This window comes from Mycobacterium sp. IDUB_1 (genome assembly GCF_055419625.1).
In genome coordinates this window covers 1,346,485-1,371,863 of the sequence record NZ_JBVAYA010000001.1, presented here as the reverse complement: position 1 = coordinate 1,371,863, position 25,379 = coordinate 1,346,485, and the positions used below count along the sequence as shown (strand labels likewise).

The following is a 25,379-nucleotide window of genomic DNA, read 5'->3' as shown; positions in this document are numbered from 1 at the left end:
GACGTGGTGATGACGATGCCGCAGCGCGGCGGCAGGCGGCAGGCATCGGATCGCCGAGATTCTTTCGGCGGCCGCGTTGTGTCCCGTCAGGATGGAACGGTCTGGAACCGTTGCGGGACAGAGAGATCGAGGTGGTCGCGAAGTGTCGCCCCGCGGTACTCGTGGCGGAACAGCCCGCGTTTGCGCAGGATGGGGACCACCTGCTCGACGAAGTCCTCCAGTTGCCCGGGCAGGCCACTGTCCTGCAGGACGAAGCCGTCGCACGCCGATGCGAGAAACCAGTGCTCGATCTCATCGGCCACCCGCTCGGGAGTACCGAGAACGCTTGCACCCCAACCGTTCACGGTACGGTAGAGGAACTCGCGCACGGTGGGGCTGTCGGCGGCCAGGGCACGGTACCCGGCCAGCGCCGTCTGGTGGGTCTGCGTGCTCGCCGGGAACGCCGAGGCGGGAACGGGGCCGTCCAGATCGGCCCCGGTGACGTCGACGTCGACTTCGAGTAGCCACCCCGCCTGGTATTCAGGGCTGAAATACTCGTATGCAGCGCGCTCGTTGCGGGCGACCTCGTCCTCGGTGGAGCCCAGCAGGAAGCGCAGCGACGGGGTGATCAGCGGTGCCGTGGCGCGGCCCACGGCACGGGCCTCACGATCGATCTGCCGGAAGAAGTCCTGAGCCCGCGCGAGCGTGCCCTGGCCGGTGAAGATGACTTCGGCATGCCGGGCGGCGAAACCCCGGCCGGTGTCCGACGAGCCGGCCTGGAACAGCACCGGGCGCCCCTGCGGAGACCGGGCGGAGCCGATGGGGCCACGGACGTCGAAGTAGCGGCCGTGGTGATCGGCGACGTGGATGGCGTTGACGTCGTTGAAGATGCCGGCCGCGCGGTCGTCGAGGACGGTCTCCTCCCCCCAGCCGTCCCAGAGGGATTGCACCACCGCGAGAGCCTCTTCGGCGATGGCGTAGCGCTCATCGTGGTCGACGACGCCGCGTGCGCTGAAATTGTTGGCGGCGGCTTCGGCGAAGCTGGTGACCAGGTTCCAGCCGGCTCGGCCGTCGCTGAGGTGGTCGAGTGAGAGGAGTTGGCGCGCAAGGTGATAGGGGTGGGCCAACGTGGCCGACCCCGTCACCACGAGTCCGATCCGTTCGGTCACCGACGACAGGGCCGCCGTCGTCGTGAGGGGTTCGAAGTCCTCGGTCGTCTTGTACGGCCAGGTGGCCGGCGGCCCGTAGTTCAGCCCGTCGGCGAAGAACAGCGCGTCGAAACCGCCGCGCTCCGCGGTGCGGGCCCGCTCGACGAGACGGCGCCGCACCCCGGCGGGGGTGTTGTCGGCGTCGGGGTGGCGCCACGGGCCGGCCGACCGAGTGTTCCCGAAGGCCAGTAGATGCAGTTCTCTCGGCACCCCCGTGACGTTATCGAGGCGGACCGCGGCAGCCGCCGATTAAACTCCGCCAGAACGCAATCGGCGAGGCAGCAGCCGGCTCAGCGGGGGTTCTTCTCGCCCGCTTCGACGGCCACCGGCAGGCGGTTCTCGGCCGGAGCCACCGGGCAGGTGGCAAAGTCGGTGAACGAGCACGGCAAGTTGGCGGCCCGGTTGAAGTCGACGATCACGGTCCCGTCGGGATCAGGTGAGGGAAGCGTCAGCGACCGGGCGGCCGGATAGGTGGTGACGCCACTCGTGGCGTCGGTGAACAGCACATGCAGGGACCCGTCCGGGCGCGCGAACGCGGTGAGCCGCAGCGGAACTCCGGCCACCTCGAGGTCGATGATCCCTGCGACGGTGTGGTGGTGTTCGAGGCCCTCGACGACAGCTCCCGTGGTGACCGTGCGTGGCTCGTCGTCGGGCGTGAAGTGGCCGATGCGGCGCCACTGCGGGTCGGGCGAGTAGGTCGGGATGCCGCGGAACGCCGCGAGGGTGGGCGCGGCGGGATCGTGCACCCGCAAGGCGACGGCACCGGTCCGGCGGATGACCTCGATCCGGCGGGGACCGTCGTCGACCAGCAGTCCGGGGGCACCTTCGACGGGCTCGAGCCGCGAGACCCCGGGGATGTCCTCGACGTCGACGCCCGCGGCATCGGCGCGCCATCGGCCGGGGAGATCGCCGACGGTCTCGAACTCCTCGCTCAACCAGTGGATGGCGGTAATCGCCACCCAACCGAGCGGATCGGCGTAGTAGCGCTCCCGCTCGGTGTGCCAGGCATGCCAGTCCGCGTGGAACTCGGCGGGCGTCTCGGTGGTGGGCGTCGTCATGGTCGCTCTCCTGTCGTGTGGGTGATGCGGTGGGTCAGCGGTTCACGCAGCCCGAGATGGCCGCGCAGGGTCGTATCGGTGTACTCGGTGCGATAGACGCCGCGGTCCTGCAGTTCAGGGATCAGCCAGTCGACGATCTCGTCGAGCCCGCCGGGCACCAGGTAGGGCGAGATGTTGAAGCCGTCGCTGGCGCCGTGTCGCACCCACCGGGTCAGCTCATCGGCGACCTGGCCGGGCGTTCCGGCGAATCCGGAGCGTTGCGAGGTCTCGATCGCCACCTCGCGCAGGGACAGGTGCTTGGCCTCGGCCAGTGCGCGCCATTCGCGAGCAATGGCGATCGGGTCCTTGCCGTCCCGCGCCGCACCGCGGGCCGCCGAGATCGGCGCGGCCACGGGGTCGTCGGCGGGCAGCGGGCCGTCGGGGTCGAGGTGGGACAGGTCGCGGCCCCACACCTGACCGACGAGCGACAGCGCGGTCTGGCCCGTGTACTGGCCGTCGAGCACCCAGCGGACCTTCTCTTCGACCTCGGCGGGATGTTCGGCGAGGACGATCTGCGTGCCGGGGAGGACGAGGACGTCGTCGATGGGCCGACCTGCTGTGCGCAGGCGGGCACGGATGTCGTCCGCGAAGGCCAGCGCGTCGTCGAAACGTGTTCCGTGCCTCGAGAAGATGACGTCGGCGTGGGCGGCGGCGAAGTCGCGCCCGGCCGATGAGTCTCCCGCCTGGAAGATGATCGGGTGGATCTGGGGGCTGCGGGGCACGGTGGGCGGCACAGAGATGTCGAATTGAGATGTCAAGATCTCCACCGGTGCCGGGCGTGCCGCGGTCGACCAGGCCGGTGCGTCGACCGAGCGCGCCGGACCGTCGTCGGGCCACGCATCCCAGATCGCCCGGGCGGCCGACAGGAACTGCCCGGCGCGTTCGTAGCGCAGCGCATGGTCGAGGAAGCCGCCGCGCCGGAAGTTCTCCCCCGTCCACGCGTTGTCGGTGGTCACCGCGTTCCAGCCGGCGCGCCCTCCTGACAGCAGGTCCAGACCCGCCAATCGCCGTGCCAGATCGGCGGGTTCGTTGTACGTGGTGTTCTGCGTGGCGACCAGGCCGATGCGTTCGGTGATGCCGGCCAGCGCCGCCAGTTGGGAGATCGCGTCGGGTCGTCCTGCGATGTCGAGATCGAGGATCTTGTCCTGCTGTTCGCGCAACCGCAGCCCTTCACCGAGGAAGAAGGCGTCGAACAGGCCCCGCTCGGCGGTGGTGACGATGCGACGGAACGTCTCGAAGTCGATCTGTGAGCCGCTCTGCGGGTCCGACCAGATGGTGGTGTGGTTGACGCCCTGGAAGAAGACCCCGAGATGCAGCATGGCACTCGGCCGCGGTGTGTCGGCTGCGTTCATCGGCTCACCTCGAACCGGTTGGCGGGTCGGCCGAAACCCAAATTGGCGCGCAAGGTCGAGCCGGGGACGGGGCGGTGGGCCACCCCGGCGGCGAACAACGCAGGCAGGACGAGGCGGCCGAGGACGGGCAGGTCCTCGTGGAGCACCGTGGGTTGAATTCGGACGCCGTCGGCATGACGGGACATCTCGATGAGGAGTTCAACCAATCCATCTGCTGCACCCACAAATTCGAGCGCGCCAGCGTGGTGGTGCCGGTGTCCGTCGAGCCAGGCCCGCCGATCTGCGCCGGGCATCTGCGGGGTGTCGAGGGTGATCGTCAGCTCGATGACCGCGGGCCCCGGGCTGTGCCGCGCGGCGTCGTTCGCCGCGCTCAGTTCGGACTCGCGGATGAGCACGACGTCGACCAGGTCCCGCTCGGCGTCCGTCCCGAACACGACGAGCTGGCCCTGCGGCGGCCGCGGCACGATGGCGGGCCCCTTGACCGAGTACGTCGCCCCGACGAAATCGACGTAGTGGAGCTTGTCGCGGTCCAGGAAGCGGCCGGTGGCGTAGTCACGGATCACCGCGTCGTCCTCCCACGAATCCCACAGTCGCCGAACGACATCGATGGCGTCGCGCTGCTCGACGTCCAGGTCGGCACCGGCTACCGCCGGTCTCCCCCAGGCATGTGCCGTCGCGGGGTCGGGAGCACGGGTGGGGAGCCAGCCGCCGCGTCCCCGGCTGGCGTAGTCGAGGGTGGCCAGTTGCGATGAGAGGTGGAACGGTTCGGCATACGTCGTCTCGGTCACCGGCACCAGGCCCAGTGTCGAGGTGGCCGCCGCGACGAAGCAGGCACGGGTGACCGCGTCGAGGCGGCCCATGGGCTGCCCTGTCGGCGGCAGCAGGGAGTCCTCGAACGTCGCGAACGTGAACCCCGCGTTCTCAGCGGCGCGCACGTTGCGCAGGAGTGTCGCACCGGTCAGGGATTCTGACGGCGGATTCGTGGCCCGCCGCCACGCTGCCGGATGGGTTCCCGCTCCGTCCAACTCGATACCGAGTGCGAAGACGCCGATGATCACACCTCTTCTCGATCGCGGGTCGGCGCGCCGGACCCTGCTGTGTCACCACGAACCGTGCGCCGGACCTGATCATTCCCCGGCATCGCCGTGTCAGCGCAGAGTCACCACCGCCATCGCGACACCCGCCACCGCCAGCACGGCATCGATTGCCACATCGAAGGTGCGGCGGTCGAGACGCCGGACGACGGGACGCGCCAGGAAGGGCCCGATCGCCAGGCAGACGCCGAGCATCAGCCCGCGCGCCACGACGGCCGTGTCGAGGACGCCGAACTGCCCGAACACGAGCATCTTCGCTGCGTACAGCACCAGTGCGCTCGCCGCCTCGGTGCCCAGAAACGCGGGACCGACGAGCCCGTAACCGGTGAAGACGGGCACGCTCAACGGACCCGTGGACAGGACCACACCGGTGAGGAAGCCGACCGCCGCGCCAGCGATACTCAGCAGCCAGCCCCGCACGCGGGCTCGCGCCAGCAGGCGGCGCCCTGGAATCATCGCGAGGAAAAAGACGGCGAGAAACGCCTCGACCGCCGTCTGCGGAACGGTCAGCAGCGTGTGCGCACCCAGAGCCGCCGCCGGTGCCCCCGGCACCGCGTAGAGCAGGGTGGCCCGCCAGTCGACGCGGGTCCACCAGGCGGCGACCCGCCCGACGTTGGCCAGGACGGCGCCGATCGCCATGATCGGAACCGCCTCGCGCGGTCCGTAGGAGGCGACCAGCAGGGGCAGCAGGATCAGCGACGACCCAGTGCCGACCAGGCCGCCGAGCAGGCCGGCGGCGAGTGCGACGATGGCGAGCAACGCGAAAGCGGACATGCGGACCTTCTCGACGGCCGCGGGGCGCGGCCGTCGGAGATCCTCCAGGCTTTTGTCCGTTCAGATGACCGCGGCCGTCCGGTGGCCGCGGTGGCGCCGCTCGGACCAGTCGTGCCGGCCGGCACCGGAACCCTAGGCGCTGTCGGACTTCACGCTACCCCGTGTCGCGCGGGTGAGCTCAGAAGTAGATGCCGGCGTACGGGGCCTCGCCGGTGGCGAAGAGGTCGTCGGCGACGGCGATCGCCGCCTCGTCCTTGACGGTCACGAGACCGGTCTGGGCGAGCGTCTCCCAGCGGGTGCCGCCCAGCAGGAGCGCACCCAGCGCGGCGGGCCCGAGAACGAGCTGCGGCGCCGAGGAGACCGGTTCCACGCCGGTCGCCGAGATGCGCAGTACCTGCGAGTTGTCGGGCAGCACAGCGTCTTCCACGCCGACGACGACGAAGCCTGCACGCCGAAAGGACCGTGCCGCCAGAGCGGCGTGGGCGTCGACCACGCGCAGCCACGTCTCGTCGCGGGTGCCGGTCACACGCACGGCGCGGCGGTCGGTGAGCAGCCAGTGCAGCGGATCGTCGAGTGGCAACGAGGCGAAGACGATCCGGTCGACGAGGTCGAGCCCGAGCAGGAACTGGATCAGCCCGGCGTACGCCTCGGGCGTCGGGGCGAAGAGGTCGGTGACGACGATCGCGTGATCGTCGGAGACGAACCAGTTGTCGGTCCCGATCGGGTGGTAGCGGGCGAATCCGTCTTCGGCCCCTTGGTTTCCGTGCACGGCCACGTAGGCGGGCCCGGCCGGCGCGCCGTGGCGGCGCGCTCCGTTCCACCACAGCGGGGTGCGGTCGATCGTGCCGGCGCGCTCCGGCCGGTGCCGCTCGGCGATCTGCGCCGGAACCGACCAGACCTCCTCGGGACGGAGTAATCGGACGGAACCACCGTGCGCGACCCCGGCACGGACCGTTGCGCGCTGCGTCGACACCTCGACGGACTGCGACGTCGTGGCCACCCCGTACCCGAACCGCTCGTAGATGGTGGCCTCAGACGCTCGCAGGGAGGCCACGGCCTCGCCGCGGCCGCGGATGTCGTGCAGCTGGTGGGTCAGCAGCGCGGTGGCGACGCCGCGACGGGTGGCCGACGCCGCGACTCCGACGTGGGTGACCGCGCCGTGTCCGATGCGGGCGCCCCCGGGCACGGTCAGGGTGTTGGTGGTCGAGTCGGCGGTACCCACCAGATCGCCGTCGAGGAAAGCACCCAGTGTCCGCCCGGGCTCGAGCAGGGTGCTGATCTCTCCCGGTGCGAGACCGGTCAGTGGCGGGAAGCCGATCATGGCCTCGCGGAACAGGTTGGCGGCGGCCAACAGGTCGTCCTCGCCGTCGAGCACACGGACGTCGATGCCCATCAGTTGCCCTGCCCGCCGCGGCCGAGGGCAGCGATGTTCGACAGCGGTTCGGTGCCGTTGACGAACCAGTCGCCGAGGATGCGCGCCTTGTACACCCGCGGGTTGTGGGACGCGAGCGTGCGGGCGTTGCGCCAGTGCCGGTCCAGGGCGAGTTCCTCGGAGACCCCCGATGCCCCGAGCGCGTCGAAGACCCGGGTGGTGGCGCGCAGCGCGGCGTCGATGATGACGAGCTGAGCCTGGGTGACGGCGACCTCGGCGTCGATCAGCCGCTGGTGGTGGTCGTGGTCGGCGCCGACGATGCGTCCGGCGACCACGTCGTCGAGCGACCGCGCCGCCGCACCGAGGGCCGCCTCCGCGCCGAAGCCGTCGGCCGACACCTCGCCGAGAATTGCGAGCAATTGCGCGTCGGCAGAGGGTGATTCGGTCAAGCCCTGCGGGTAGTTGCGGCGGCGGGCGATCAGCGCGGCCGTTCCGTCGCGCCGCACGGCGCGGGTGATGCCGGTCAGCACGGCCAGCATCGCGATCTGGTAGAAATGCGCCTGGTACCCGAATCGCTCGGTGGCGGGGAAGACGTCGCCGATCGCAGCGGGCACGTCCGTGTAGCGGGCCGAGCCGCTCGCGGTGGTGCGCTGGCCGAAGCCGCGCCAGTCGTCGACCAGCGTGACGCCCTCGTCGGTGGCGCGCACGAGCGCAGTCCGCAGTTCGCCGTCCTCGTCGCGGCCTATCACGTCGAGCCAGTCGGCGTAGAGACTGCCTGTGGCGTAATACTTCTCGCCGTTGACGACGAAGTGGCCATCGGCGGCGGTCACGGTGCTGGTCATGTTCGCCAGTGTGACGTTGTTCGCCTCGGTCCATCCTCCTCCGACGAACTCGCCCGCGAGGAAGCGGCGCAGCCAGATGTCGTTGCCGGGTGACACGGCCGCGTTGAGGCGGTCCTCCACGAACGCCAGGTGATTGCGCCAGATGTGCGCGACGTTCGCGTCAGCCTCGCCGAGGTCGGCGAGCAGCAGGAACGTCTGCTCCAGAGAGGCGCCGAAACCACCGCGGTCGACGGGGATGCGCAGCGTGCCGAATGCCGCTTCCTTGAGCCACCCCACCTGCTCGTGGGGGAAGACCCGGTGCCGTTCCCTGGCGACGGAGTCTTCGGCGATCTTGTCGAGGACGGGGCGGAACTGCGCCCGCAACGCGCCGGTGTCGGCCGTGGGGTGCTGCAGATAGGTGCCGTGATCGGACATGTCGTCGACAGTGCCGCAGGCCGGAGTCCTCGTCAGTACTCAGAATCCACGCGATCGGATTTCGACCCGGACCCTCTAGCGCAACGGCACCGGGCAGGCGTCGGCAGCTTCGGCCACGATGTGCGTGCCCGTCGAGACAGAAGCCGCGGGCCGTTCGCCACGCTCGTAGGCCGCCCCGGTGACCAGCGGCTCGTCCGCGAGCGCCGACAGCTCGTGTTCGGTGAACGCGCGGCCGCGCGTCAGGAACCGCATCCCCTCGGGTGCTTCGAGGCTGAACCCGCCGCCCCGGCCGGGCACCACGTCGATCACCAGCTGGGTGTGTTTCCACGCGTCGAACTGCGGGCCGGAGATCCACACCGGCACGCCGTCACCGACGTCGAAGATCGCCAGCAGCACGTCGCGGTCACCGACGACGAAGTCGCCGTCGGGGTAGCACATCGGCGACGACCCGTCGCAGCAGCCGCCGGATTGGTGGAACATCAACGCGCCGTGGCGTTCCTGCAGGGTCCGCAGCAGGTCAGCCGCGGCGGCGGTGATGAGGGCTCGATTCGGTGCGGGCACGCTAACCATCTTTCCCCAGTCGCGCGGCCCGGATGGCCGGCGCGGTCGACGGCGGCAGCAACGTCCGCCGGTCCGTCGGATAGCGGACCGTCAGCCCGACCGACGACGCGAAGCGGTAGGGCTGCGCGGCGAGCAACCCCGAGAACTGCTTGCGCAGCCGCGACATCTCGGCTCGCACCGTGACCACGCGGGTGCGGTCGCCGTAGAGGTCCTCGGCGAGTTCCGGCGCCGTGCGTCCCTGCGGCGAGTGCGCCAGCGCGCACAGGATCTCTGCGTGCCGCAGCGACAGGTCGTGGCGCCAGCTGCCGAACTCCCCCACCAGCCGCAGCGCCGGTTTGTCCGGATCGGCGAAGTCCAGTGTCACCTGCGACACCTGGGCGGCCGTCGCGTCGTCGTCGTTGTCGGCCAGCCGCACCAGCCAGCCGCCGGGCAGCGGCTCGACCGCGCAGAGTCCCAGCGTGGCCAGCCACACCCGGCCCGGCCCCATCTGGTCCGGCAGCAGGATGCGGTTGTGCAGCGGCATCGCGTCGACCGCGGCCACCCAGCCCTCGGTGTCCACGGCCAGTGCCGGCGTGCCCATGCGGGCGAGGATCGGCGCGGCAACTGAGCGCAGGCGGTTCAGCGTGCGGTCGTGCTCGGAGCGCAGGTGCGATTCGGCGAGCCGGGCGACGGCGTCGACGAGCGCGATCGTGGTCGGGTGGACGGTGGCCGCCGGCCCGGAGACGTCGACGACACCGAGCACCTGACCGGTCCGGGGGTCCCGGATCGGGGCACCGGCGCACGTCCACGCGTGGTGGCTGCGCAGGAAATGTTCGGCGGAGAACACCTGGACGGCGCGCTGCGCGGCCAGCGCGGTGCCGATCGCGTTGGTGCCCACGGCACCTTCGCCCCAGTGCGCGCCCTCGACGAAGCCGAGCCGGTCGGCGTTGCTGAGCACCGACGGTGATCCCGAGCGCCACAGCACCCGCCCGGTCGCGTCGGCGACGACGAGGATGTTCTCGCCGTCGGCGACCAGCGACTCCAGCCCGTGGGAGATCTCGCCGAGCACCTCCATCAGGCCCGACGCGCGGCGCAGTGCCTCCAGGCCGCCGGTTTCGACCACCGGGGTGTCGCTGGGTTCGACACCGCTGGCCAGCAGGCGCTGCCACGAGTCGCCGATGACCTCGCGGGGACGGGCAGGTGCGCGATGCCCGGCCATCGTCGCGTCGTAGACAGCCGACATCAGCCGCGCATAGCTGCGCGGATCCTCTCCGACGGCGACGGCGGGTTCAGGCACGGACTGCATCACCTGCGATTGTGCTCTCCATCTCAGCGGTAGACCAGGCCGCCGTCGATCAGCCCGGCCTGGCCGGTCATGTAGTCGGCGTGGGGGCCGGCGAGATAGGACACGAAACCGGCGACGTCGTCGGGGGTTTCGGCGCGCCCGAGCGCGATGCCGCCGACGAATTTGTCGTAGGTCTCGCCCTCGGCGGCACCGGTCAGTTCGGCGAAGCGCTTGTCGATCTCGACCCACATGTCGGTGCCGACCACCCCGGGGCAGTACGCGTTGACGGTGATGCCGTCGGCGGCGTGCTCCTTGGCCGCGGCCTGGGTCAGCGCGCGGACGGCGAACTTCGTGGCGCTGTAGGGCCCGAGCATCGCGAAGCCGTCGTGGCCGGCGATCGACGAGGCGTTGATGATCTTGCCCGGCTTCTTGGCGCCGGTGAAGTGCGCCACCGCGGCTTGGATACCCCACAGCACGCCGTCGACGTTGATGGCCCAGAGCTTCTTCAGCTCCTCAGGCGTGACGTCGGTGATCGGTCCGACCAGTGCGATGCCGGCGTTGTTGACCATGATGTCCAGGCCGCCGAGCGCACTCGCCGTGTGATCGACGGCCGCGAACACCTGGTCGCGATCGCTGACGTCTGCGACGAATGTGCTTGCTTTGGAACCGATCTCGGCGATTTCATCGGCGACCGTCGCGATGCCGTCGGCCGTCACGTCGACCAGCGCCACGTCGGCGCCCTCGCGTGCCAGCCTCAGCGCGATTCCTCGGCCGATGCCGCGGCCGGCTCCGGTGACCAGTGCGACCTTTCCGTTGAGAGACATGTCAATTCGCTCCGTTCGGATCGACCAGAACCTTCATTTTGGTGCCGGCGTGCAGCGCTTCGAAGCCCTCGTCGACGACGTCGTCGAGCGGGATGCGGGTCACCCAGCCGGTGGTGTCGTACCGGCCATCGGCCATCAGCGCAATCACCGCTTCGAAGTCCGCCCCGGTGTAGCAGAGCGAACCCTGGATGCGGGACTCGTTCATCACCAGGTTGAGAAGCGGTGTCTCGAGGGGCTTTTCGTAGATCGCCACACTGATCATCGGCCGCCGGGAGCCGACGCACGCCAGTGCGGTGCTCACCGCAGGCGCCACCCCCGCCGCGTCGAACACCGCGTCGGCACCGGCGCCGGAGGTGTGGTCGGCGATGTACGCGGGCACGTCGGTGGCGGTCGGGTCGAGTGTCCGCGCGCCGAGCGCCTCGATGGCCGCACGCCGGGTGGGAGACGGCTCGACGACGAACACGTCCTCGAGTCCCTTGCCGCGCAACGCGAACCACAGTCCGATGCCGATCGGTCCGGCGCCGAACACCATCGCGGTGTCACCGTCTTTGACGTCACCGAGGGTGGCGGCGTGATAGGCGACCGACATGGGTTCGACGAGTGCGCCCAGCTCCAGCGAGACGCTGTCGGGCAGCCGGTGCAGCATCGATGTCGGCACCACCGTGGACTCGGCCATGCCGCCGTCGGACATGAGTCCGTGGAAGCCGATCTGCTGACAGACGTTGTAGTTGCCGGCGCGACACGGCCCGCACTGGTCGCATTTGTAGATCGGTTCGACGGCGACGCGGTCGCCTTCGTTCCACCCGGTGACGCCGTCGCCGACGGCGGTGATGGTGCCGGAGAACTCGTGACCCATCGTGAGTGGCAGCTGCGCGCCGGTCAGCGGGTGCGGCGAAGTCGGCACGAAGATGGGGCCGGCGTAGTACTCGTGCAGATCGGTGCCGCAGATGCCGTTGAAGCCGACCTGCAGCTTGACGGTGCCGGGGCGGACGTCGGGTTCGGCGACGTCGTCGATCTCGAGCTTGTTCGGGCCGTAGTACACAGCTGCTTTCATGTCGCATGTCTATGTGACCGCGACCACACGCGAAAGAGTTGCAGGGGGTTGCAGCGCTGTCAGGCCTCGTGAACTGACTCGAGGTGGCGGCGGGCCATCTCGCCCAGCGCCACGATGCCCCGCGCCATCTGCATCCCGACCTGGCCGGGATCGCTGGGCAAACGCCCGCGAAGATTGCCGGTACGCCACAGGGTGGCCAATCCGTGCGAGAGCGCCCATCCCGCGACCACCACCCCGGTGACATCGTCGATCTGCGAGGCGCCCGCACTGGAGCGTGCCGTCTCGTAGAGAAGCTCGAAAGCCGCGTCGCGCGCTTGCCGGAGCTCGGGGTCGTCGGCGCGGTGGAGATCCGGCCGGAACATCACCTCGTAGTGACCGGGATGCGTGAGCGCGAACAGGACATAGGCCGCGCCGCCGGCGAAGAATCCGTCCGACCCCGCGGCAGCGGCGCCGATCGCAGCACGGGCCAGGCGGAACCCCTCGGTCGCGACGGCGGTGAACAAGCCCGCCTTGTCTCCGAACTGGTAGGCCAGCGCCGCGTGGGTCACCCCGGCCGCCCGGGCGATGGCCCGCATGCTGACGCCGGCAGCGCCGACCCGCTCCACCTCGGCGACAGCCGCGGTGATCGAAGCTTCGCGCAGGTGACCGTGGTGATAAGAGCCCGTACTCGTCGCCATCGGGCGAGCGTAGCGCACATCTGACCATTGATAAGATCACCGGACTGAGGCAAACTGGCCAGTGGTAAGTTCTCACCGGCCAGGGAGCAGCCAATGGACACCTACGACGTCGTCATCGTCGGCGCGCGGTGCGCCGGCTCTCCGCTGGCGGCCACGTTGGCACGCCGGGGACTACGGGTCTGCGTATTGGACAAGGCGCATTTTCCGTCCGAGACCCCGTCGACCCACGTCATCCAACCGCGCGGGGCGGCTGCGCTGCAGCGGCTCGGCGCACTGGACGCCGTCCTCGCAGCCGGTGCAGCGCGGATCACCCGGTTCTCGATGGTCAGCGACGACGTCCACATCAACGACGAGTTCGACCGCGCGCACTTCCCGCTGCCGGGACTCTGCGTTCGCCGCGTGACGTTGGATGCCGCACTGCTCGACACCGCAGCGGGGGCAGGCGCCGAGGTGCGCACCGGCGTGAAGGTGACCGGCGTGATCACCGCCGCGCACAGGGCAGTCGGGGTCCGCACCGACCAGGGCCCGATCCGCGCACGGCTCGTGGTGGGCGCCGATGGACGCCATTCGACGGTTGCTAAAAGTGTTGGTGCACAGGAGTATTCGACGACTCCGATGGGAAGATTGCCGATCTGGGGTTACTTCGACGGAGTCGAGGACCCCGAGGACCGCATCCGGATCGCGCGGATCGGCGAGAACGGCTACCTGGCCAGCCCCACCGACGGCGGTTTGTACATGGTGTGCGTCGCCACCGGAGCCAAGAGCGACATCGACCGTGCACAGGTCTTCGACGCCGCGATCACGGACTGGCCCGAGCTCGCCGAACTGCTGGCCGGCGCTCGTCGCACCGGTCCGCTGCGGGTGATGGCGAAGTGGCACGGCTACTTCCGGCAGTCGGCGGGCCCCGGCTGGGTTCTGGTCGGCGACGCCGGCCACTTCAAGGACTTCACCCCCGGTCAGGGCATCGCGGACGCGTTGTGCCAAGCCGAACGTCTCGCCGACGTCCTGCCGACCGACCTCACCGACGGGCGTCTGATCGACGCCGCCACCCGTCGCTGGTGGCAGTGGCGCGACCGCGATGCGTACGCCATGCACTGGTTCGCCACCGACATGGGCGCGCCCGGCGCGCCCCCCGCAGTGCTCACCGAAGTGCTGCGCGACATCGCCGGCAATGCAGACGCCCGCCGCACCCTGATGCAGGTGCTCAACCACGAGATCGCACCGAAACGGCTCCTCACACCGCGCCGCGTCGTGATCGCCACGGCCCGCGCGATGCGCAAGCGGCCCTGCGAGACGACGCGCGAGGTCTTGGCCACGGTCCGTACTGAGGTGCGCCGCGCCCGTTCCACCCGGCGGACGCCGCCGGGTTAGTTGCAACGCTTCGCAACTCTTGTCAGCCCCGCCCAACACAGTGTGGTCTGGCTCACATGACTTCCACTCTCGACCCGCAAACCACAACACAGCTCACCCCTGCGCAGCGCGTCGACGCTTGGCTGGCCGACTTCGAGGCGGCGCTGGCCGTCCGTGACATCGAGCGCGTCGCGGCCATGTTCGCCGTCGACAGCTTCTGGCGTGACCTGGTCTCCTTCACCTGGAACCTCAAGACGCTCGAGGGCCGTGACCAGATCACCGACATGCTGACCGCCCGGCTCGCCGAGACCGACCCGTCGGGGTTCAGCACCCGGGAGGAACCGACCCAGGATGGCGACGTCGTCTCCGCGTTCATCGAGTTCGAGACGGCCGCAGGCCGCGGGACCGGGCACTTGAGGATCAAGAGCGACGACGGCACCGACCAGGCCTGGACGCTGCTCACCGCGCTGCAGGAGCTCAAGGGCCACGAGGAGCGCAAGGGCGCCAGCCGCGTCATGGGCGCCGTGCACGGCGACGACCCGGACCCGCGGTCGTGGGCGGAGAAGAAGGCCGCTGAAGACGCCGAGCTGGGCCGCACCATCCAGCCCTACACGCTGGTCATCGGCGGCGGGCAGGGCGGCATCGCGCTGGGCGCGCGCCTGCGCCAGCTCGGGGTGCCCGCGATCGTGGTGGACAAGCACGAGCGGCCCGGCGACCAGTGGCGCAAGCGCTACAAGTCGCTGTGCCTGCACGATCCGGTCTGGTACGACCACCTGCCCTACCTGCCGTTCCCGCAGAACTGGCCGGTGTTCGCGCCCAAGGACAAGATCGGCGATTGGCTGGAGTTCTACACCCGCGTCATGGAGGTGCCGTACTGGTCGAAGACGACGTGCCTGTCCGCGGCCTTCGACGAGGACTCCCAGAAGTGGACCGTGGAGGTGGACCGCGACGGCGAACGCCTCACGCTGCACCCGACCCAGCTGGTGCTGGCGACCGGCATGTCCGGCAAACCCTACGTGCCGACCTTGTCCGGGCAGGACGTCTTCCGCGGCGAGCAACACCACTCGTCGCAGCACCCCGGCCCGGACTCCTACGCGGGCAAGAAGGCTGTCGTGATCGGGTCGAACAACTCCGCTCACGACATCTGCAAGGCGCTCTACGAGAACGGCGTCGACGTGACGATGGTGCAGCGGTCCTCGACCCACATCGTCAAATCCGACACCCTGATGGACATCGGCCTGGGCGACCTGTACTCGGAGCGGGCAGTGGCCGCGGGCATGACGACCGAGAAGGCCGACCTGACGTTCGCTTCACTGCCGTACCGGATCATGCACGAATTCCAGATCCCGCTGTACGACCAGATGCGGGAGCGCGACAAGGAGTTCTACGACCGCCTGGCGGCCGCCGGCTTCGAATTGGATTGGGGCGCTGACGGTTCCGGGCTGTTCATGAAGTACCTGCGCCGCGGGTCGGGCTACTACATCGACGTCGGCGCCTGCGACATGGTCGCCGACGGTCGGATCAAGCTCGCCCACGGCCAGGTCGACCGCCTGACCGAGAACTCGGTGCTGCTCGCCGATGGCACCGAGCTGCCCGCCGACGTGGTGGTCTACGCGACGGGATACGGCTCGATGAACGGCTGGGCGGCGGATCTGATCGGCCAGGACGTCGCCGACAAGGTCGGCAAGGTGTGGGGTCTGGGCAGCGACACCCCGAAGGATCCCGGGCCGTGGGAGGGCGAGCAGCGCAACATGTGGAAGCCCACGCAGCAGCCCAACCTGTGGTTCCACGGCGGGAACCTGCACCAGTCACGGCACTATTCGCTGTATTTGGCGCTGCAGCTCAAGGCCCGCTACGAGGGCATGCCCACCCCGGTGTACGGACTGCAGGAGGTGCACCACCTGAGCTGAGTCAGGCAGCGTCGGACTGCCGGATCTGGTTGCCGCCGGCCCGTTTCGCCTCGTACATGGCCATGTCGGCGGCGGCGATGACCCGCTCGATCACCGTGCGGGTGTCGGCGGCCGGGTCGCCTACCGCGACTCCGGCGACACCCAGGCTCGCGGTCACATGCCACGGGTTCGACGCGATCGCCGAACACAACCGCCGAGCCAGCAGGTCCATCTCGCCGGGCGGGCAGGCCTGGGCGACCACGAATTCCTCACCGCCCACGCGGGCCGGGAGGGCGCCCGATCCGCACGCGGCGCGCAGTCTGCCGGCCACGTCGACGAGGACCCGGTCACCGATCGCGTGGCCCAGTGTGTCGTTGAGGCGCTTGAACCCGTCCAGGTCGATCATCACCACGCTGAAACTGCCCGAGCCGCGGCGGGCCGCGTCGGCGATCATGGCGCGCGCCGACCGCCGGAACCCCCGGCGATTGGTCAGCCCGGTCAAAGGATCGGTCGACACGGCGTCGTTCCACAGCAGCCGCGTCAGGATCTGGCCGCCAAAAGGGACCGTCAGCAACCCGCCGATGGACATCAGCAGGGTGGCCACCCCGAGGGCCGCGTCACCCGCCACCGCCATCCGCACCGCACAGATGAGGGCCGTTCCGAGCGCGACGCCGACGCTGACGACGAGCAGGCGGGGGCTGTGCGCCGAGGCCACGTAGGCCGCCAACCCGACGAAGGCCCAGCAGGTCAGCAGCCCGGCGTGCGGGTCGGACTGGGCCAGCGCGACGACAGCCAGTGCGGCGCTGCCGCTCACCGAGTACACCGCCGACTGGCGTCGGGTGGGCCACCGCCGGGCGTAGGCGATGGCGATTGCGGCGAATCCCGCGGCGGCCACCAGCACCATTCCGCGCGCGGCCCCGTGCGGACCGGCGGGACTGATCGTCGTCAACGCGACGGCGACGGCGAGCACCGCCATGATCGTGGCCATCATCGACGAGGAGAGACTCAACAGCCGCCGCGACGCGAGGTAGCCCGTCAGCCACTCGTAGCGGTCGGGCTGTCGCCACCACTGTCGGATGTGGTCCACCACCGCCCCCGATTCTCACCTGGGGCGATAGTACCGAGCACGCCGGTTGCCGCGACCGATTCGAACGTCGTCGACGCAGGTGCGCAGAATGGGGGCGTGACCAATCCCCCGCAGACGGACGATCCGTTCCTCTGGCTCGAGGAGATCACCGGCGACGACGCGCTCGCCTGGGTGCGTGCGCACAACGATCCGACCATCGCCGAGCTCAGTGGCGAACGCTTCGAGCAGATGCGCGCCGACGCCCTCGATGTCCTCGACACCGACACCCGGATCCCCTACGTGCGCCGGCGCGGCGAGTATCTCTACAACTTCTGGCGCGACGCGACGAATCCGAAAGGCCTGTGGCGCCGCACCACGCTCGAGAGCTACCGGTCGGAAACCCCGGAGTGGGACGTCGTCATCGACGTCGACGAGCTCGCCCGCACCGACGGACAGAACTGGGTGTGGGCGGGTGCCGACGTCATCGAACCCGATCACGGGCGCGCCCTGGTCAGCCTCTCCCGGGGCGGGTCGGACGCGGCGGTGGTTCGGGAGTTCGACATGGCGACGCGCTCGTTCGTCGACGGCGGATTCGAATTGGCCGAAGCCAAGTCGCAGAGCAGCTGGGTCGACGAGGACACCCTGCTGGTCGGCACCGACTTCGGCGACGGGTCGCTCACCGAGTCGGGCTATCCGCGGGTGGTGAAACGCTGGTCGCGCGGCACGCCGCTCGAGGAGGCCGAGACGATCTTCGCGGGCGACCCGGCCGATGTACTGGTCGCGGCGTCGGTGGACCGCACCCCGGGCTTCGAACGCACGTTGATCAGCCGCGCGCTCGACTTCTTCAACGAGGAGGTCTACGAGCTGCGCGGTGCCGAGTTGATCCGCATCGACACCCCGACCGACGCCAGCATCTCGATCCACCGCAGCTGGCTGTTGATCGAGCTGCGCAGCGACTGGCACTACAGTTACGGAACGGGCACCCAGCATTATCCCGCCGGTTCGCTGTTGGCCGCCGACTACGACCAATTCCTCTCCGGCAGTGCCGAGTTGACCCGCGTGTTCACCCCGGACCGGCACACCAGCCTGCACCACTACGGATGGACCCGGGACCGGCTGGTGCTCGTCACGCTCGCCGACGTCGCCAGCCACGTCGAGGTGGTGACACCCGGTTCGTGGACCAGCGAGCCGGTGGCCGGACTGCCGGACAACACCACCGTGTCACTGGTCGGCGTCGACCATCACGGTGACGAGATCTTCTGCGACTGTTCGGATTTCATCACACCGTCGCGGTTGCTCCACGGGTCGGCGGGCGGTGCCCTCACCGAGATCAAGCGGGCGCCGTCGTTCTTCGACGCGGCCGACCTCGAGGTGCAGCAGTACTTCGCGACGTCCGACGACGGCACCGCGGTGCCGTACTTCGTGGTGGGGCACCGTCACACGCAGAGCACGGGGCCGACGCTGCTCGGCGGCTACGGCGGTTTCGAGGTGGCCCGCACCCCGTACTACGACGGCGTGCTGGGCAGACTGTGGCTCTCCCGGGGTGGCACCTACGTGCTGGCCAACATCCGCGGCGGAGGTGAGTACGGGCCGACGTGGCACACCCAGGCAATGCGTGAGGGCCGCCATCTCGTCGCCGAGGACTTCGCCGCCGTGGCAAGGGATCTCGTCACCCGCGGCATCACCACGGTGGATCAGCTGGGCGCCCAGGGCGGCAGCAACGGCGGGCTGTTGATGGGCATCATGCTCACGCAGTACCCGGAGCTGTTCGGCGCGCTGGTGTGCAGCGTGCCACTACTCGACATGAAGCGGTTCCACCTGCTGCTCGCAGGCGCTTCCTGGGTGGCTGAGTACGGCGATCCGGATGATCCGGACGACTGGGAGTTCATCTCGAAATACTCCCCCTATCAGAACATCTCGGCGCAGCGCCGCTATCCGCCGGTGCTGATCACCACCTCGACGCGCGATGACCGCGTGCATCCCGGCCACGCGCGGAAGATGACCGCTGCGCTGGAGGCGGCCGGGCACTCGGTGCGGTATTACGAGAACACCGAGGGTGGGCACGCGGGCGCGGCGGACAATCCGCAGATCGCGTTCCGCGCCGCGATGATCTACGAATTCTTGTTACAGACCCTGGGAGGGAACTGACGTGACGATCGCCCGATCGGCCGGTGCGGTGCTGCTGGCGACCTTGGCAATCCCGGGGCTGCTCACCGGCTGCGGCCGGGAAATCACGGGCACGGCGGTGACGGCCGCCGGACGCGCGCCCACCACCGGAAGCTCACCCAGCACCACCCCGGGCGGCAGCGTCGATGACTCGCAATGCGCGAGCGTCACCGCACCCCTGGTCGACATCCCGCAGAAGAACCCTCGCGAGCCGCAGCTACGTGTCCCCCAACCGCAGGGCTGGGAACGCAACACGATGATGGACAACGAGATCATCCGGTTCGCGATCGTGGCGCAGGATCTGATCGCCAACCAGTTCGCTCCCAATGCGGTGGTCACCCTGGAGTCGGTGCGCGGCAGCGCCGATCCCGACACCGTCTTCGAGCAGAACCGGTCCAACCTGACCACGATGATGGGCGCCTTCGATCTGCAGACCGAGAGCAACACCACCTGCGGATTGCCTTCGGAAACAACGACATACACCGCACCGGCGATGGGTCCGGCACCGGAGCGGCCGATCATCATGCATGCCGTCGTCGCGCAGGGCCCGTCGGCCACGTACCTGGCGACGCTGACCGTGCAGACCACCGATCCGACGAACCCCACCTATGTGCGCGACTCAGGAGAGATCGTCGACGGCTTCCAGCTGCTGCTGCCGTGACGGCACCGGAGATCCTGCTGATCGTCGGCGCCGCGCTGGTGCTGGCCGGTATCGCCGCGCCCGGCTGGGACACCGCGCGCCTGGATCGCCGGGCGGTCAAACGTCGCATCTACTGGGCGGGCACCGGTGCTGGGATCGTGGTGCTGTTCCTCTCCGGACTTCCCGACCTGCAGAGTGCACTGGCGCTGGCTGCCGCCGGCTCGGTGCTGACCCTGGGGTGGGCCTACTTCAGGACGCCGAACATCGTGATCGGCGGCCGGGTCCGGTCGGCGGATCCGGCGATGCGCGACGGCGGCCCATGAAAGTCCACGCGTAACGCCTGCGGCTCCGGCGGGCACTACCTGTGCGAAGGGAGCGCTTCGGTGATCAAAGATGATGCTTTGCCGGCCATCTCGCGGCAGGGGTCGGTTGACGCGCTTCGAAGCGCCGCGGTGTGACGAGGTGAGTTACGATCTCGCGGACATGACCGCCACTTCCGCGGACGAGGCTGCCATCGTCGCGGCGCTGCGAGCCCGCGACGAGGCGACGTTCGCCGCGCTGGTCGACAAGCACACTCCCGCCATGCTGCGGATCGCGCAGGGCTACGTGTCATCGAAGGAAGTCGCCGAGGACGTCGTGCAGGAGGCGTGGATCGCGCTGCTCAAAGGCATCGACAGCTTCGAGGGTCGATCATCTTTGCGCACATGGCTGTTCACGGTGCTGATCAACATCGCCAAGAAACGCGGGATGCGGGACCGTCGGGAGTCCGACGCCCAGATCGCCGCCTACACCGGCGGCACCGTGCACCCGGCACGGTTCCACGACGGCGACGACCGCTGGGCGGGCCATTGGCGCGACGGCGAAGAACCGGTGCCGTTCCCCGAATCACCTGAGGGGTCCGTGCTGAGTTCGGAGTTGCTGGCCCTGACCCGCGAGGCACTCGACACGCTGCCCGAACGGCAACGGCTCGTGGTCACGCTGCGCGACGTGCTCGACGTCGATTCCGCGGAGGTGAGCCGGCTGCTCGGCATCACGCTGGCCAACCAGCGGGTGCTGCTGCACCGCGGGCGCACGGCGATCCGGCAGGTTCTCGAGGATTACGTGAGGGACGTGACGTGAGCCAGCACGGACCGATGGACTGCTACGAGCTCGTCGACTTGATCACCGCCTACTTCGAGGGCGCGCTCGACGACGTCACCCAGACGCGATTCGAACAGCACCTCGCGGGCTGCGACGGCTGCCTGACCTACCTGCAGCAGTTCCGCACCACGGTGCGCACCCTGAGCGTCCTCTGCGACGACGGCGTCGACCCGCCGTTGCGTGACCGATTGCTGGACGCCTTCCGCGACTGGCGCTAGAACTGCTCAGATGAGCCAGTTCCAGACGGTCCTCTACCGCGCCGAACCGCCCGTCGCGACCATCACGCTGAACCGCCCTGAACGGCTCAACACGATCGTGCCGCCGATGCCCGACGAGATCGAGGCCGCCATCGGCCTGGCTGAACGGGATCCGGCCGTCAAGGTGATCGTGCTGCGCGGGGCGGGGCGCGCGTTCTCGGGCGGCTACGACTTCGGCGGTGGATTCGACCACTGGGGCGAGGCGATGAACACCGACGGGCGGTGGGACCCCGGCAAGGACTTCGCGATGGTCAGCTCCCGGGAGACCGGCCCGACACACAAGTTCATGGCGATCTGGCGGGCATCCAAGCCGGTGATCGCGCAGGTGCACGGCTGGTGCGTCGGAGGCGCGAGCGATTACGCGCTGTGCGCGGATCTGGTGATCGCCAGCGACGACGCGGTGATCGGGACCCCGTACGCCCGGATGTGGGGCGCGTATCTGACCGGGATGTGGCTCTACCGGCTGAGTCTGGCGAAGGTGAAGTGGCATGCGCTCACCGGTGAGCCACTGACCGGAAAGGAAGCCGCGGCAGTCGAATTGATCAACGAGTCGGTGCCGTTCGAGCGGCTCGAAGCGCGCGTGGCCGAGATCGCGGCCCGGCTCGCGACGATTCCGCTGTCACAGCTGCAGGCACAGAAGCTGATCGTCAACCAGGCCTACGAGAACATGGGGTTGGCGTCGACGCAGACCCTCGGCGGCATCCTCGACGGGCTGATGCGCAACACCCCCGATGCGCTGCGTTTCGTCGACACCGCCGAGCGCGACGGCGTGCGCGCCGCCGTGGAGCAGCGCGACGGGCCGTGGGGCGACTACAGCCAGGCGCCCGATAACCGGAAACCCAATCCGGACAACGTGATCGAGCCCTAGTCGAGCTCCGACAATCCGTAGACACGAGTCGCAGCGGATTTGCCTTTGAGGGCGTGCTCACCCCGGTCCCTGAGACCCTCCGGTGGAGACTTCAGCGCCTCGACACAATGCCCGGTGAGCAAGATGGCGTCCCCCGTGGCCTTGGTCAGCTGTTCCACCCGCGCGGCCACGTTCGTCGTGTCACCGATCACCGCGAACTCGAGATGACCTGCTGTACCGATCGTTCCGGCGATCACCTCGCCGGTGTTGATGCCGATTCCGATGCGCACCTCGCCGGCGAAGCGCGCATGGACACGCTCTTGGATCGACACAGCTGCAGCGAGTGCGGCGTCGGCATGGTGGTCGAGGATGTTGGGTGCGCCGAAGACGGCCATGGCTCCGTCGCCCATGAACTTGTTCACGTGCCCCCCGGCGTCCACCACCTCGGGCACTACGATGCCGAAGAGATCGTTGAGCCGGGCCACTGTGTCCTCGGCGCTGTTCGCCTCGGCGAACGGGGTGAAATCCCGTACGTCGAGGAACATCACGCTTACCACGCGCCGCTCACCGGTGAACACGTCGTCGCCCTGTTCGAGCAGCCGCGAGGTCAACGCCGGGTCGACATAAGCACCGAAAGCACCCGCAAGCCGTTGCCGCTCGATCAGACCCGCCTGCATGCGGTTGAACGAACCCACCAGCGCACCGAGGTCGTCATCCTGGGCCACCGGCAGCCGCCGGCTGTAATCGCCGGCCGCCACTCGATCCGCGCCGAGCGCGAGATCGCGGATCGGACGCAACCGCGGAGCCAGTCCGCTGCCGACCGCGAGGGGGATTCCGTAGAGAAGCGCGATCAGCATCGCGAACACCGCGGACAGGGCCGGGACGTCGGCAGCCCGCGAGACGACGGAGGCCAGCATCGCGCCGCCCATCGTGAATTGGAATATCGCGGCAACGAGGCTCACGGTGGCATAGGACGCGAATGTCGGTCGCGACCGCGGCATCGCATCACCGATGTCGGACTCGCCAGCGAGCGCCGTGCGGAGCGGTCGCATCGCGGCTTCGAACGTTCCACGCCCGGTGATCAGTGGTCCGGCCACTCCGAAACATGCACCGAGGAAGGCATATTGCGCGATTCGCCCCGTGGGGGCTCCGGCGATGACGCCCACCGCCCCGCCCATGGCTGCATTCCACAGCGCGGTACCGCCGACGAGGCGAGGCATGATTTTCCGCACATAGACGTAGGTGCCCTCCAGCGCGGCCGCGCGGTCGATGGTCTCGCCTGCCGCCCATCGTTCGACGGGACGCAACCAACGCCGTCCGTACAGGGTCGTCGAGGCCTGCACCACGACGGCGGCCACCACGGCGACCGCGACGGCCTGGTCATAGCGGTGAGAGTTCTCGAACGCGAGTATGAGGACGACGAACAGGGAGTAGGCGGGAATGATGAAGGGGATTCCCGCCACGATGATCGCCCACGTGTAGTGCCGCCCGTACCTGTCCCACAACCACTCCCAGAACCTCCCCATTCGCCGAGCGTAAACAGCCCATGTGCCCGTATCGGCGAAATAGCCATCAGGGCGCGTTCGCGTCGGTACGGTTGGCCCGATGAGCCCCGACGACCCGTTGTTCGTCGACGCCGACTCGATGCGTAACCAGGGTTATGCCATGGTCGATTTCCTGGTCGATCACCTGACCGCAGTGGATGTTCCGGCTCTGCGGCGGGCCACCCCGACCGAGATGGCCGACCGGATTCCCACCGCCGCTCCCGCTGGCCCGGAGACCTTCGACACGATCCTGCGCGATCTCGGCACGAATGTGCTGCCGTTCATGTCGCGCAGCGAGCACCCGCGCTACTTCGCGTTCATCCCGTCCAACGGGACGTGGCCCTCGGCGCTGGGTGACTTCCTCGCCGCCGGGGTGAACGCCTACTGCGGCGCCTGGATGGAATCGGCGGGGCCCAGCCAGGTCGAGCTCACAGTGCTGCGGTGGTTCGCCGACTGGCTCGGCCTTCCCGAGACCACCTCCGGTGTGCTCGTCAGTGGTGGCTCGGCGGCGAACATGACCGCTCTCGCGGCAGCACGCGAACACATCGTCGGCGCCATGGCCGACGACCTCGTCGCGTACGTGTCGGATCAGGCGCATTCTTCGCTGGCGCGCGCCGGGCGGACGCTCGGCTTTCGTCCGGATCAACTGCGGGTCATTCCCGTCGACGACGGTCAGGCGATGCGCTCGGATGCACTCGCCGGTGCGGTCGCTGCCGACATCGCGGCAGGGCGCCGGCCCATCTTCGTCTCCGCCGCTGCCGGTGCCACCAACAGCGGCAGTGTCGACCCACTGCACGACATCGCCGACATCTGCGCTCGGCACGGCATGTGGATGCACGTCGACGCTGCCTACGGCGGATTCGCCGCGCTCACGGAACGGGGCCGAAAGGCTTTGGCAGGCATCGAAAGAGCCGACTCGGTCACGCTCGACCCGCACAAGTGGCTCTACCAGCCCTTCGAATGCGGCGCGGTCCTCGTGCGCGACGGCGCACGCCTGCGGCGGGCATTCGAGATGACACCGGACTATCTCAAGGATGCGGAGGTGTCGGCCGGCGAGGTCAACTTCGCCGACCTCGGCCTGCAGCTCAGCCGGATGGCGCGCGCGTTCAAGATCTGGATGTCGATCCGGTACTTCGGTCTCGATGCGTTTCGCGCCACGATCGACAGAGCGCTCGACCTCGCGATCGCCGCACAGCACCACATCGAGGCCAGCGCCGAACTCGAAGTGCTTCGACCCGCACAGCTGGGCATCGTCTGCTTCCGGCGCCGCTTCGCCGGGGTCGACGACGAAGCGCGGCTCGATGCGATGAACGCGAGCTTGGTGCGGGCACTGGACGAATCCGGGTACGGTCTCGTGTCCTCGACGCGAATCCAGGGACGCTATGCGATCCGCCTCTGCGTGCTCAACCACACCTCAGGACCGGCCGACGTGCACGGGGTCCTGTCGTGGCTGGAGCAGTGTGAGGTTCACATCCCTGATACCAGCGCCGACAGCCTGCCACCGGCCGTCGAGCGCTACCCGGCGGTGCCGGTCTCATGGGGCGAAACCGCGATGTTCGACACCGGCGAGTTGGCGGCCCTGACACTGCTCGCTGAAGTGGACGAGTCGACGCTCGACTACCTGGCCGCCACCTGCCATGAACGCACGGCTGCGCCCGGCGAGCACGTCGTGCGTCGCTGGGACGGCGATCGCGACTTCTATGTCATCCTCGACGGCACAGTCGACGTGGTGGTCGGAGCCGAAGTCGTCCGCACGCTGGGCACCGGCGACTTCTTCGGCGAACTCGCCGCATCGGACTGGGGCGGCGGATTCGGCTATCCGCGCCTGGCCGACGTGATCGCGACATCACAGCTACGGCTTCTCGTCGTTCCGCAACACGCGTTCGCAGTCCTGTCGCGGTTGCCGGCCCTCCACGACCGCATCACCAGCGCCATCGACGTGCGCCTCCGGCGCACCTGATGCCCCGC

At 69.1% G+C, this 25,379-nt stretch carries 23 protein-coding genes; 9 read left to right on the top strand and 14 right to left on the bottom strand.

What is annotated here, in order from left to right; genetic code table 11:
- Positions 1-86: 86 nt before the first annotated feature.
- The 12 genes from ACZYYX_RS06850 to ACZYYX_RS06795 all read right to left on the bottom strand — a co-directional run bounded on the left by ACZYYX_RS06850 (position 87) and on the right by ACZYYX_RS06795 (position 12,512).
- Positions 87-1,397, bottom strand: coding sequence for an NtaA/DmoA family FMN-dependent monooxygenase (locus ACZYYX_RS06850; RefSeq protein ID WP_463813677.1), 1,311 nt, complete (start codon positions 1,395-1,397; stop codon positions 87-89).
- A gap of 80 nt (positions 1,398-1,477) precedes the next feature.
- Positions 1,478-2,245, bottom strand: coding sequence for a DUF1684 domain-containing protein (locus ACZYYX_RS06845; protein ID WP_463813676.1), 768 nt, complete (start codon positions 2,243-2,245; stop codon positions 1,478-1,480).
- Complete coding sequence (locus ACZYYX_RS06840) at positions 2,242-3,636, bottom strand: NtaA/DmoA family FMN-dependent monooxygenase (RefSeq protein WP_463813675.1); 1,395 nt, start codon at positions 3,634-3,636, stop codon at positions 2,242-2,244. Before ACZYYX_RS06840 ends, ACZYYX_RS06845 begins: the two co-directional genes overlap by 4 nt.
- Complete coding sequence (locus ACZYYX_RS06835; protein WP_463814830.1) at positions 3,633-4,688, bottom strand: LLM class flavin-dependent oxidoreductase; 1,056 nt, start codon at positions 4,686-4,688, stop codon at positions 3,633-3,635. The genes ACZYYX_RS06840 and ACZYYX_RS06835 overlap by 4 nt, the downstream gene beginning before the upstream one ends.
- 96 nt (positions 4,689-4,784) lie before the next feature.
- The gene (locus ACZYYX_RS06830) at positions 4,785-5,504 is read right to left on the bottom strand and encodes a sulfite exporter TauE/SafE family protein (RefSeq protein WP_463813674.1); all 720 of its coding nucleotides are present in this window, start codon (positions 5,502-5,504) and stop codon (positions 4,785-4,787) included.
- 178 nt (positions 5,505-5,682) lie between these two features.
- Positions 5,683-6,897, bottom strand: coding sequence for a GNAT family N-acetyltransferase (locus ACZYYX_RS06825; RefSeq protein WP_463813673.1), 1,215 nt, complete (start codon positions 6,895-6,897; stop codon positions 5,683-5,685).
- A complete protein-coding gene (locus ACZYYX_RS06820; protein ID WP_463813672.1) occupies positions 6,897-8,132 on the bottom strand; it encodes an acyl-CoA dehydrogenase family protein in 1,236 nt (411 codons plus the stop codon). The genes ACZYYX_RS06825 and ACZYYX_RS06820 overlap by 1 nt, the downstream gene beginning before the upstream one ends.
- Before the next feature lie 75 nt (positions 8,133-8,207).
- A complete protein-coding gene (locus ACZYYX_RS06815) occupies positions 8,208-8,693 on the bottom strand; it encodes a DUF779 domain-containing protein (RefSeq protein WP_463813671.1) in 486 nt (161 codons plus the stop codon).
- 1 nt (position 8,694) lies between these two features.
- Entirely contained in the window at positions 8,695-9,978 is a 1,284-nt protein-coding gene (locus ACZYYX_RS06810; RefSeq protein ID WP_463813670.1) for a GAF domain-containing protein, read from the bottom strand.
- 23 nt (positions 9,979-10,001) lie between these two features.
- Positions 10,002-10,781 (bottom strand): acetoin reductase, encoded by a 780-nt coding sequence (locus ACZYYX_RS06805; RefSeq protein WP_463813669.1) that lies wholly within the window; start codon positions 10,779-10,781, stop codon positions 10,002-10,004.
- A 1-nt stretch (position 10,782) separates the two neighbouring features.
- Positions 10,783-11,835, bottom strand: coding sequence for a 2,3-butanediol dehydrogenase (locus ACZYYX_RS06800; RefSeq protein ID WP_463813668.1), 1,053 nt, complete (start codon positions 11,833-11,835; stop codon positions 10,783-10,785).
- 59 nt (positions 11,836-11,894) lie between these two features.
- The gene (locus ACZYYX_RS06795) at positions 11,895-12,512 is read right to left on the bottom strand and encodes a TetR/AcrR family transcriptional regulator (RefSeq protein WP_463813667.1); all 618 of its coding nucleotides are present in this window, start codon (positions 12,510-12,512) and stop codon (positions 11,895-11,897) included.
- Positions 12,513-12,605: 93 nt separating this feature from the next.
- On the opposite strand from ACZYYX_RS06795, the gene ACZYYX_RS06790 reads away from it, so the two are divergent.
- The gene (locus ACZYYX_RS06790; protein WP_463813666.1) at positions 12,606-13,883 is read left to right on the top strand and encodes an NAD(P)/FAD-dependent oxidoreductase; all 1,278 of its coding nucleotides are present in this window, start codon (positions 12,606-12,608) and stop codon (positions 13,881-13,883) included.
- Positions 13,884-13,939: 56 nt separating this feature from the next.
- Positions 13,940-15,772 carry an NAD(P)-binding domain-containing protein gene (locus tag ACZYYX_RS06785; protein WP_463813665.1) on the top strand — a complete coding sequence of 611 codons (1,833 nt, stop codon included), beginning with the start codon at positions 13,940-13,942 and terminating at the stop codon, positions 15,770-15,772.
- 1 nt (position 15,773) lies between these two features.
- Here ACZYYX_RS06785 and ACZYYX_RS06780 read toward each other — a convergent pair whose 3' ends face one another.
- Positions 15,774-16,841, bottom strand: coding sequence for a GGDEF domain-containing protein (locus ACZYYX_RS06780; RefSeq protein WP_463813664.1), 1,068 nt, complete (start codon positions 16,839-16,841; stop codon positions 15,774-15,776).
- 93 nt (positions 16,842-16,934) lie between these two features.
- On the opposite strand from ACZYYX_RS06780, the gene ACZYYX_RS06775 reads away from it, so the two are divergent.
- The 6 genes from ACZYYX_RS06775 (at position 16,935) to ACZYYX_RS06750 (ending at position 21,888) form a co-directional block, all read left to right on the top strand.
- Positions 16,935-18,965 carry a prolyl oligopeptidase family serine peptidase gene (locus ACZYYX_RS06775; RefSeq protein WP_463813663.1) on the top strand — a complete coding sequence of 677 codons (2,031 nt, stop codon included), beginning with the start codon at positions 16,935-16,937 and terminating at the stop codon, positions 18,963-18,965.
- Between the two features lies 1 nt (position 18,966).
- Entirely contained in the window at positions 18,967-19,644 is a 678-nt protein-coding gene (locus tag ACZYYX_RS06770; protein WP_463813662.1) for an LpqN/LpqT family lipoprotein, read from the top strand.
- Positions 19,641-19,946, top strand: a complete 306-nt coding sequence (locus ACZYYX_RS06765; protein WP_463813661.1) for a hypothetical protein — start codon at positions 19,641-19,643, stop codon at positions 19,944-19,946. The genes ACZYYX_RS06770 and ACZYYX_RS06765 overlap by 4 nt, the downstream gene beginning before the upstream one ends.
- 160 nt (positions 19,947-20,106) lie before the next feature.
- Complete coding sequence (locus ACZYYX_RS06760) at positions 20,107-20,742, top strand: RNA polymerase sigma factor (protein WP_463813660.1); 636 nt, start codon at positions 20,107-20,109, stop codon at positions 20,740-20,742.
- Entirely contained in the window at positions 20,739-20,981 is a 243-nt protein-coding gene (locus ACZYYX_RS06755; protein WP_463813659.1) for an anti-sigma factor family protein, read from the top strand. Before ACZYYX_RS06760 ends, ACZYYX_RS06755 begins: the two co-directional genes overlap by 4 nt.
- 10 nt (positions 20,982-20,991) lie before the next feature.
- On the top strand, positions 20,992-21,888 hold the full coding sequence (locus ACZYYX_RS06750) for a crotonase/enoyl-CoA hydratase family protein (RefSeq protein ID WP_463813658.1): 897 nt from the start codon (positions 20,992-20,994) through the stop codon (positions 21,886-21,888).
- Here ACZYYX_RS06750 and ACZYYX_RS06745 read toward each other — a convergent pair.
- The gene (locus tag ACZYYX_RS06745) at positions 21,885-23,393 is read right to left on the bottom strand and encodes an adenylate/guanylate cyclase domain-containing protein (protein WP_463813657.1); all 1,509 of its coding nucleotides are present in this window, start codon (positions 23,391-23,393) and stop codon (positions 21,885-21,887) included. The genes ACZYYX_RS06750 and ACZYYX_RS06745 overlap by 4 nt on opposite strands.
- A 79-nt stretch (positions 23,394-23,472) precedes the next feature.
- Here ACZYYX_RS06745 and ACZYYX_RS06740 point away from each other — a divergent pair, with 79 nt between their 5' ends.
- Positions 23,473-25,371 (top strand): aminotransferase class V-fold PLP-dependent enzyme, encoded by a 1,899-nt coding sequence (locus ACZYYX_RS06740; RefSeq protein ID WP_463813656.1) that lies wholly within the window; start codon positions 23,473-23,475, stop codon positions 25,369-25,371.
- The last annotated feature ends 8 nt before the right edge of the window (positions 25,372-25,379 follow it).

Bases quoted from the DNA above. Each gene is read 5' to 3' on its own strand.
- ACZYYX_RS06830 (WP_463813674.1), bottom strand. From the start codon at position 5,504: ATGTCCGCTTTCGCGTTGCTCGCCATCGTCGCACTCGCCGCCGGCCTG.
- ACZYYX_RS06795 (WP_463813667.1), bottom strand. From the start codon at position 12,512: ATGGCGACGAGTACGGGCTCTTATCACCACGGTCACCTGCGCGAAGCT.
- ACZYYX_RS06745 (WP_463813657.1), bottom strand. From the start codon at position 23,393: ATGGGGAGGTTCTGGGAGTGGTTGTGGGACAGGTACGGGCGGCACTAC.
- ACZYYX_RS06760 (WP_463813660.1), top strand. From the start codon at position 20,107: ATGACCGCCACTTCCGCGGACGAGGCTGCCATCGTCGCGGCGCTGCGA.
- ACZYYX_RS06740 (WP_463813656.1), top strand. From the start codon at position 23,473: ATGAGCCCCGACGACCCGTTGTTCGTCGACGCCGACTCGATGCGTAAC.
- ACZYYX_RS06750 (WP_463813658.1), top strand. From the start codon at position 20,992: ATGAGCCAGTTCCAGACGGTCCTCTACCGCGCCGAACCGCCCGTCGCG.
- ACZYYX_RS06810 (WP_463813670.1), bottom strand. From the start codon at position 9,978: ATGCAGTCCGTGCCTGAACCCGCCGTCGCCGTCGGAGAGGATCCGCGC.
- ACZYYX_RS06820 (WP_463813672.1), bottom strand. From the start codon at position 8,132: ATGTCCGATCACGGCACCTATCTGCAGCACCCCACGGCCGACACCGGC.
- ACZYYX_RS06790 (WP_463813666.1), top strand. From the start codon at position 12,606: ATGGACACCTACGACGTCGTCATCGTCGGCGCGCGGTGCGCCGGCTCT.
- ACZYYX_RS06805 (WP_463813669.1), bottom strand. From the start codon at position 10,781: ATGTCTCTCAACGGAAAGGTCGCACTGGTCACCGGAGCCGGCCGCGGC.
- ACZYYX_RS06845 (WP_463813676.1), bottom strand. From the start codon at position 2,245: ATGACGACGCCCACCACCGAGACGCCCGCCGAGTTCCACGCGGACTGG.
- ACZYYX_RS06840 (WP_463813675.1), bottom strand. From the start codon at position 3,636: ATGAACGCAGCCGACACACCGCGGCCGAGTGCCATGCTGCATCTCGGG.
- ACZYYX_RS06825 (WP_463813673.1), bottom strand. From the start codon at position 6,897: ATGGGCATCGACGTCCGTGTGCTCGACGGCGAGGACGACCTGTTGGCC.
- ACZYYX_RS06800 (WP_463813668.1), bottom strand. From the start codon at position 11,835: ATGAAAGCAGCTGTGTACTACGGCCCGAACAAGCTCGAGATCGACGAC.
- ACZYYX_RS06785 (WP_463813665.1), top strand. From the start codon at position 13,940: ATGACTTCCACTCTCGACCCGCAAACCACAACACAGCTCACCCCTGCG.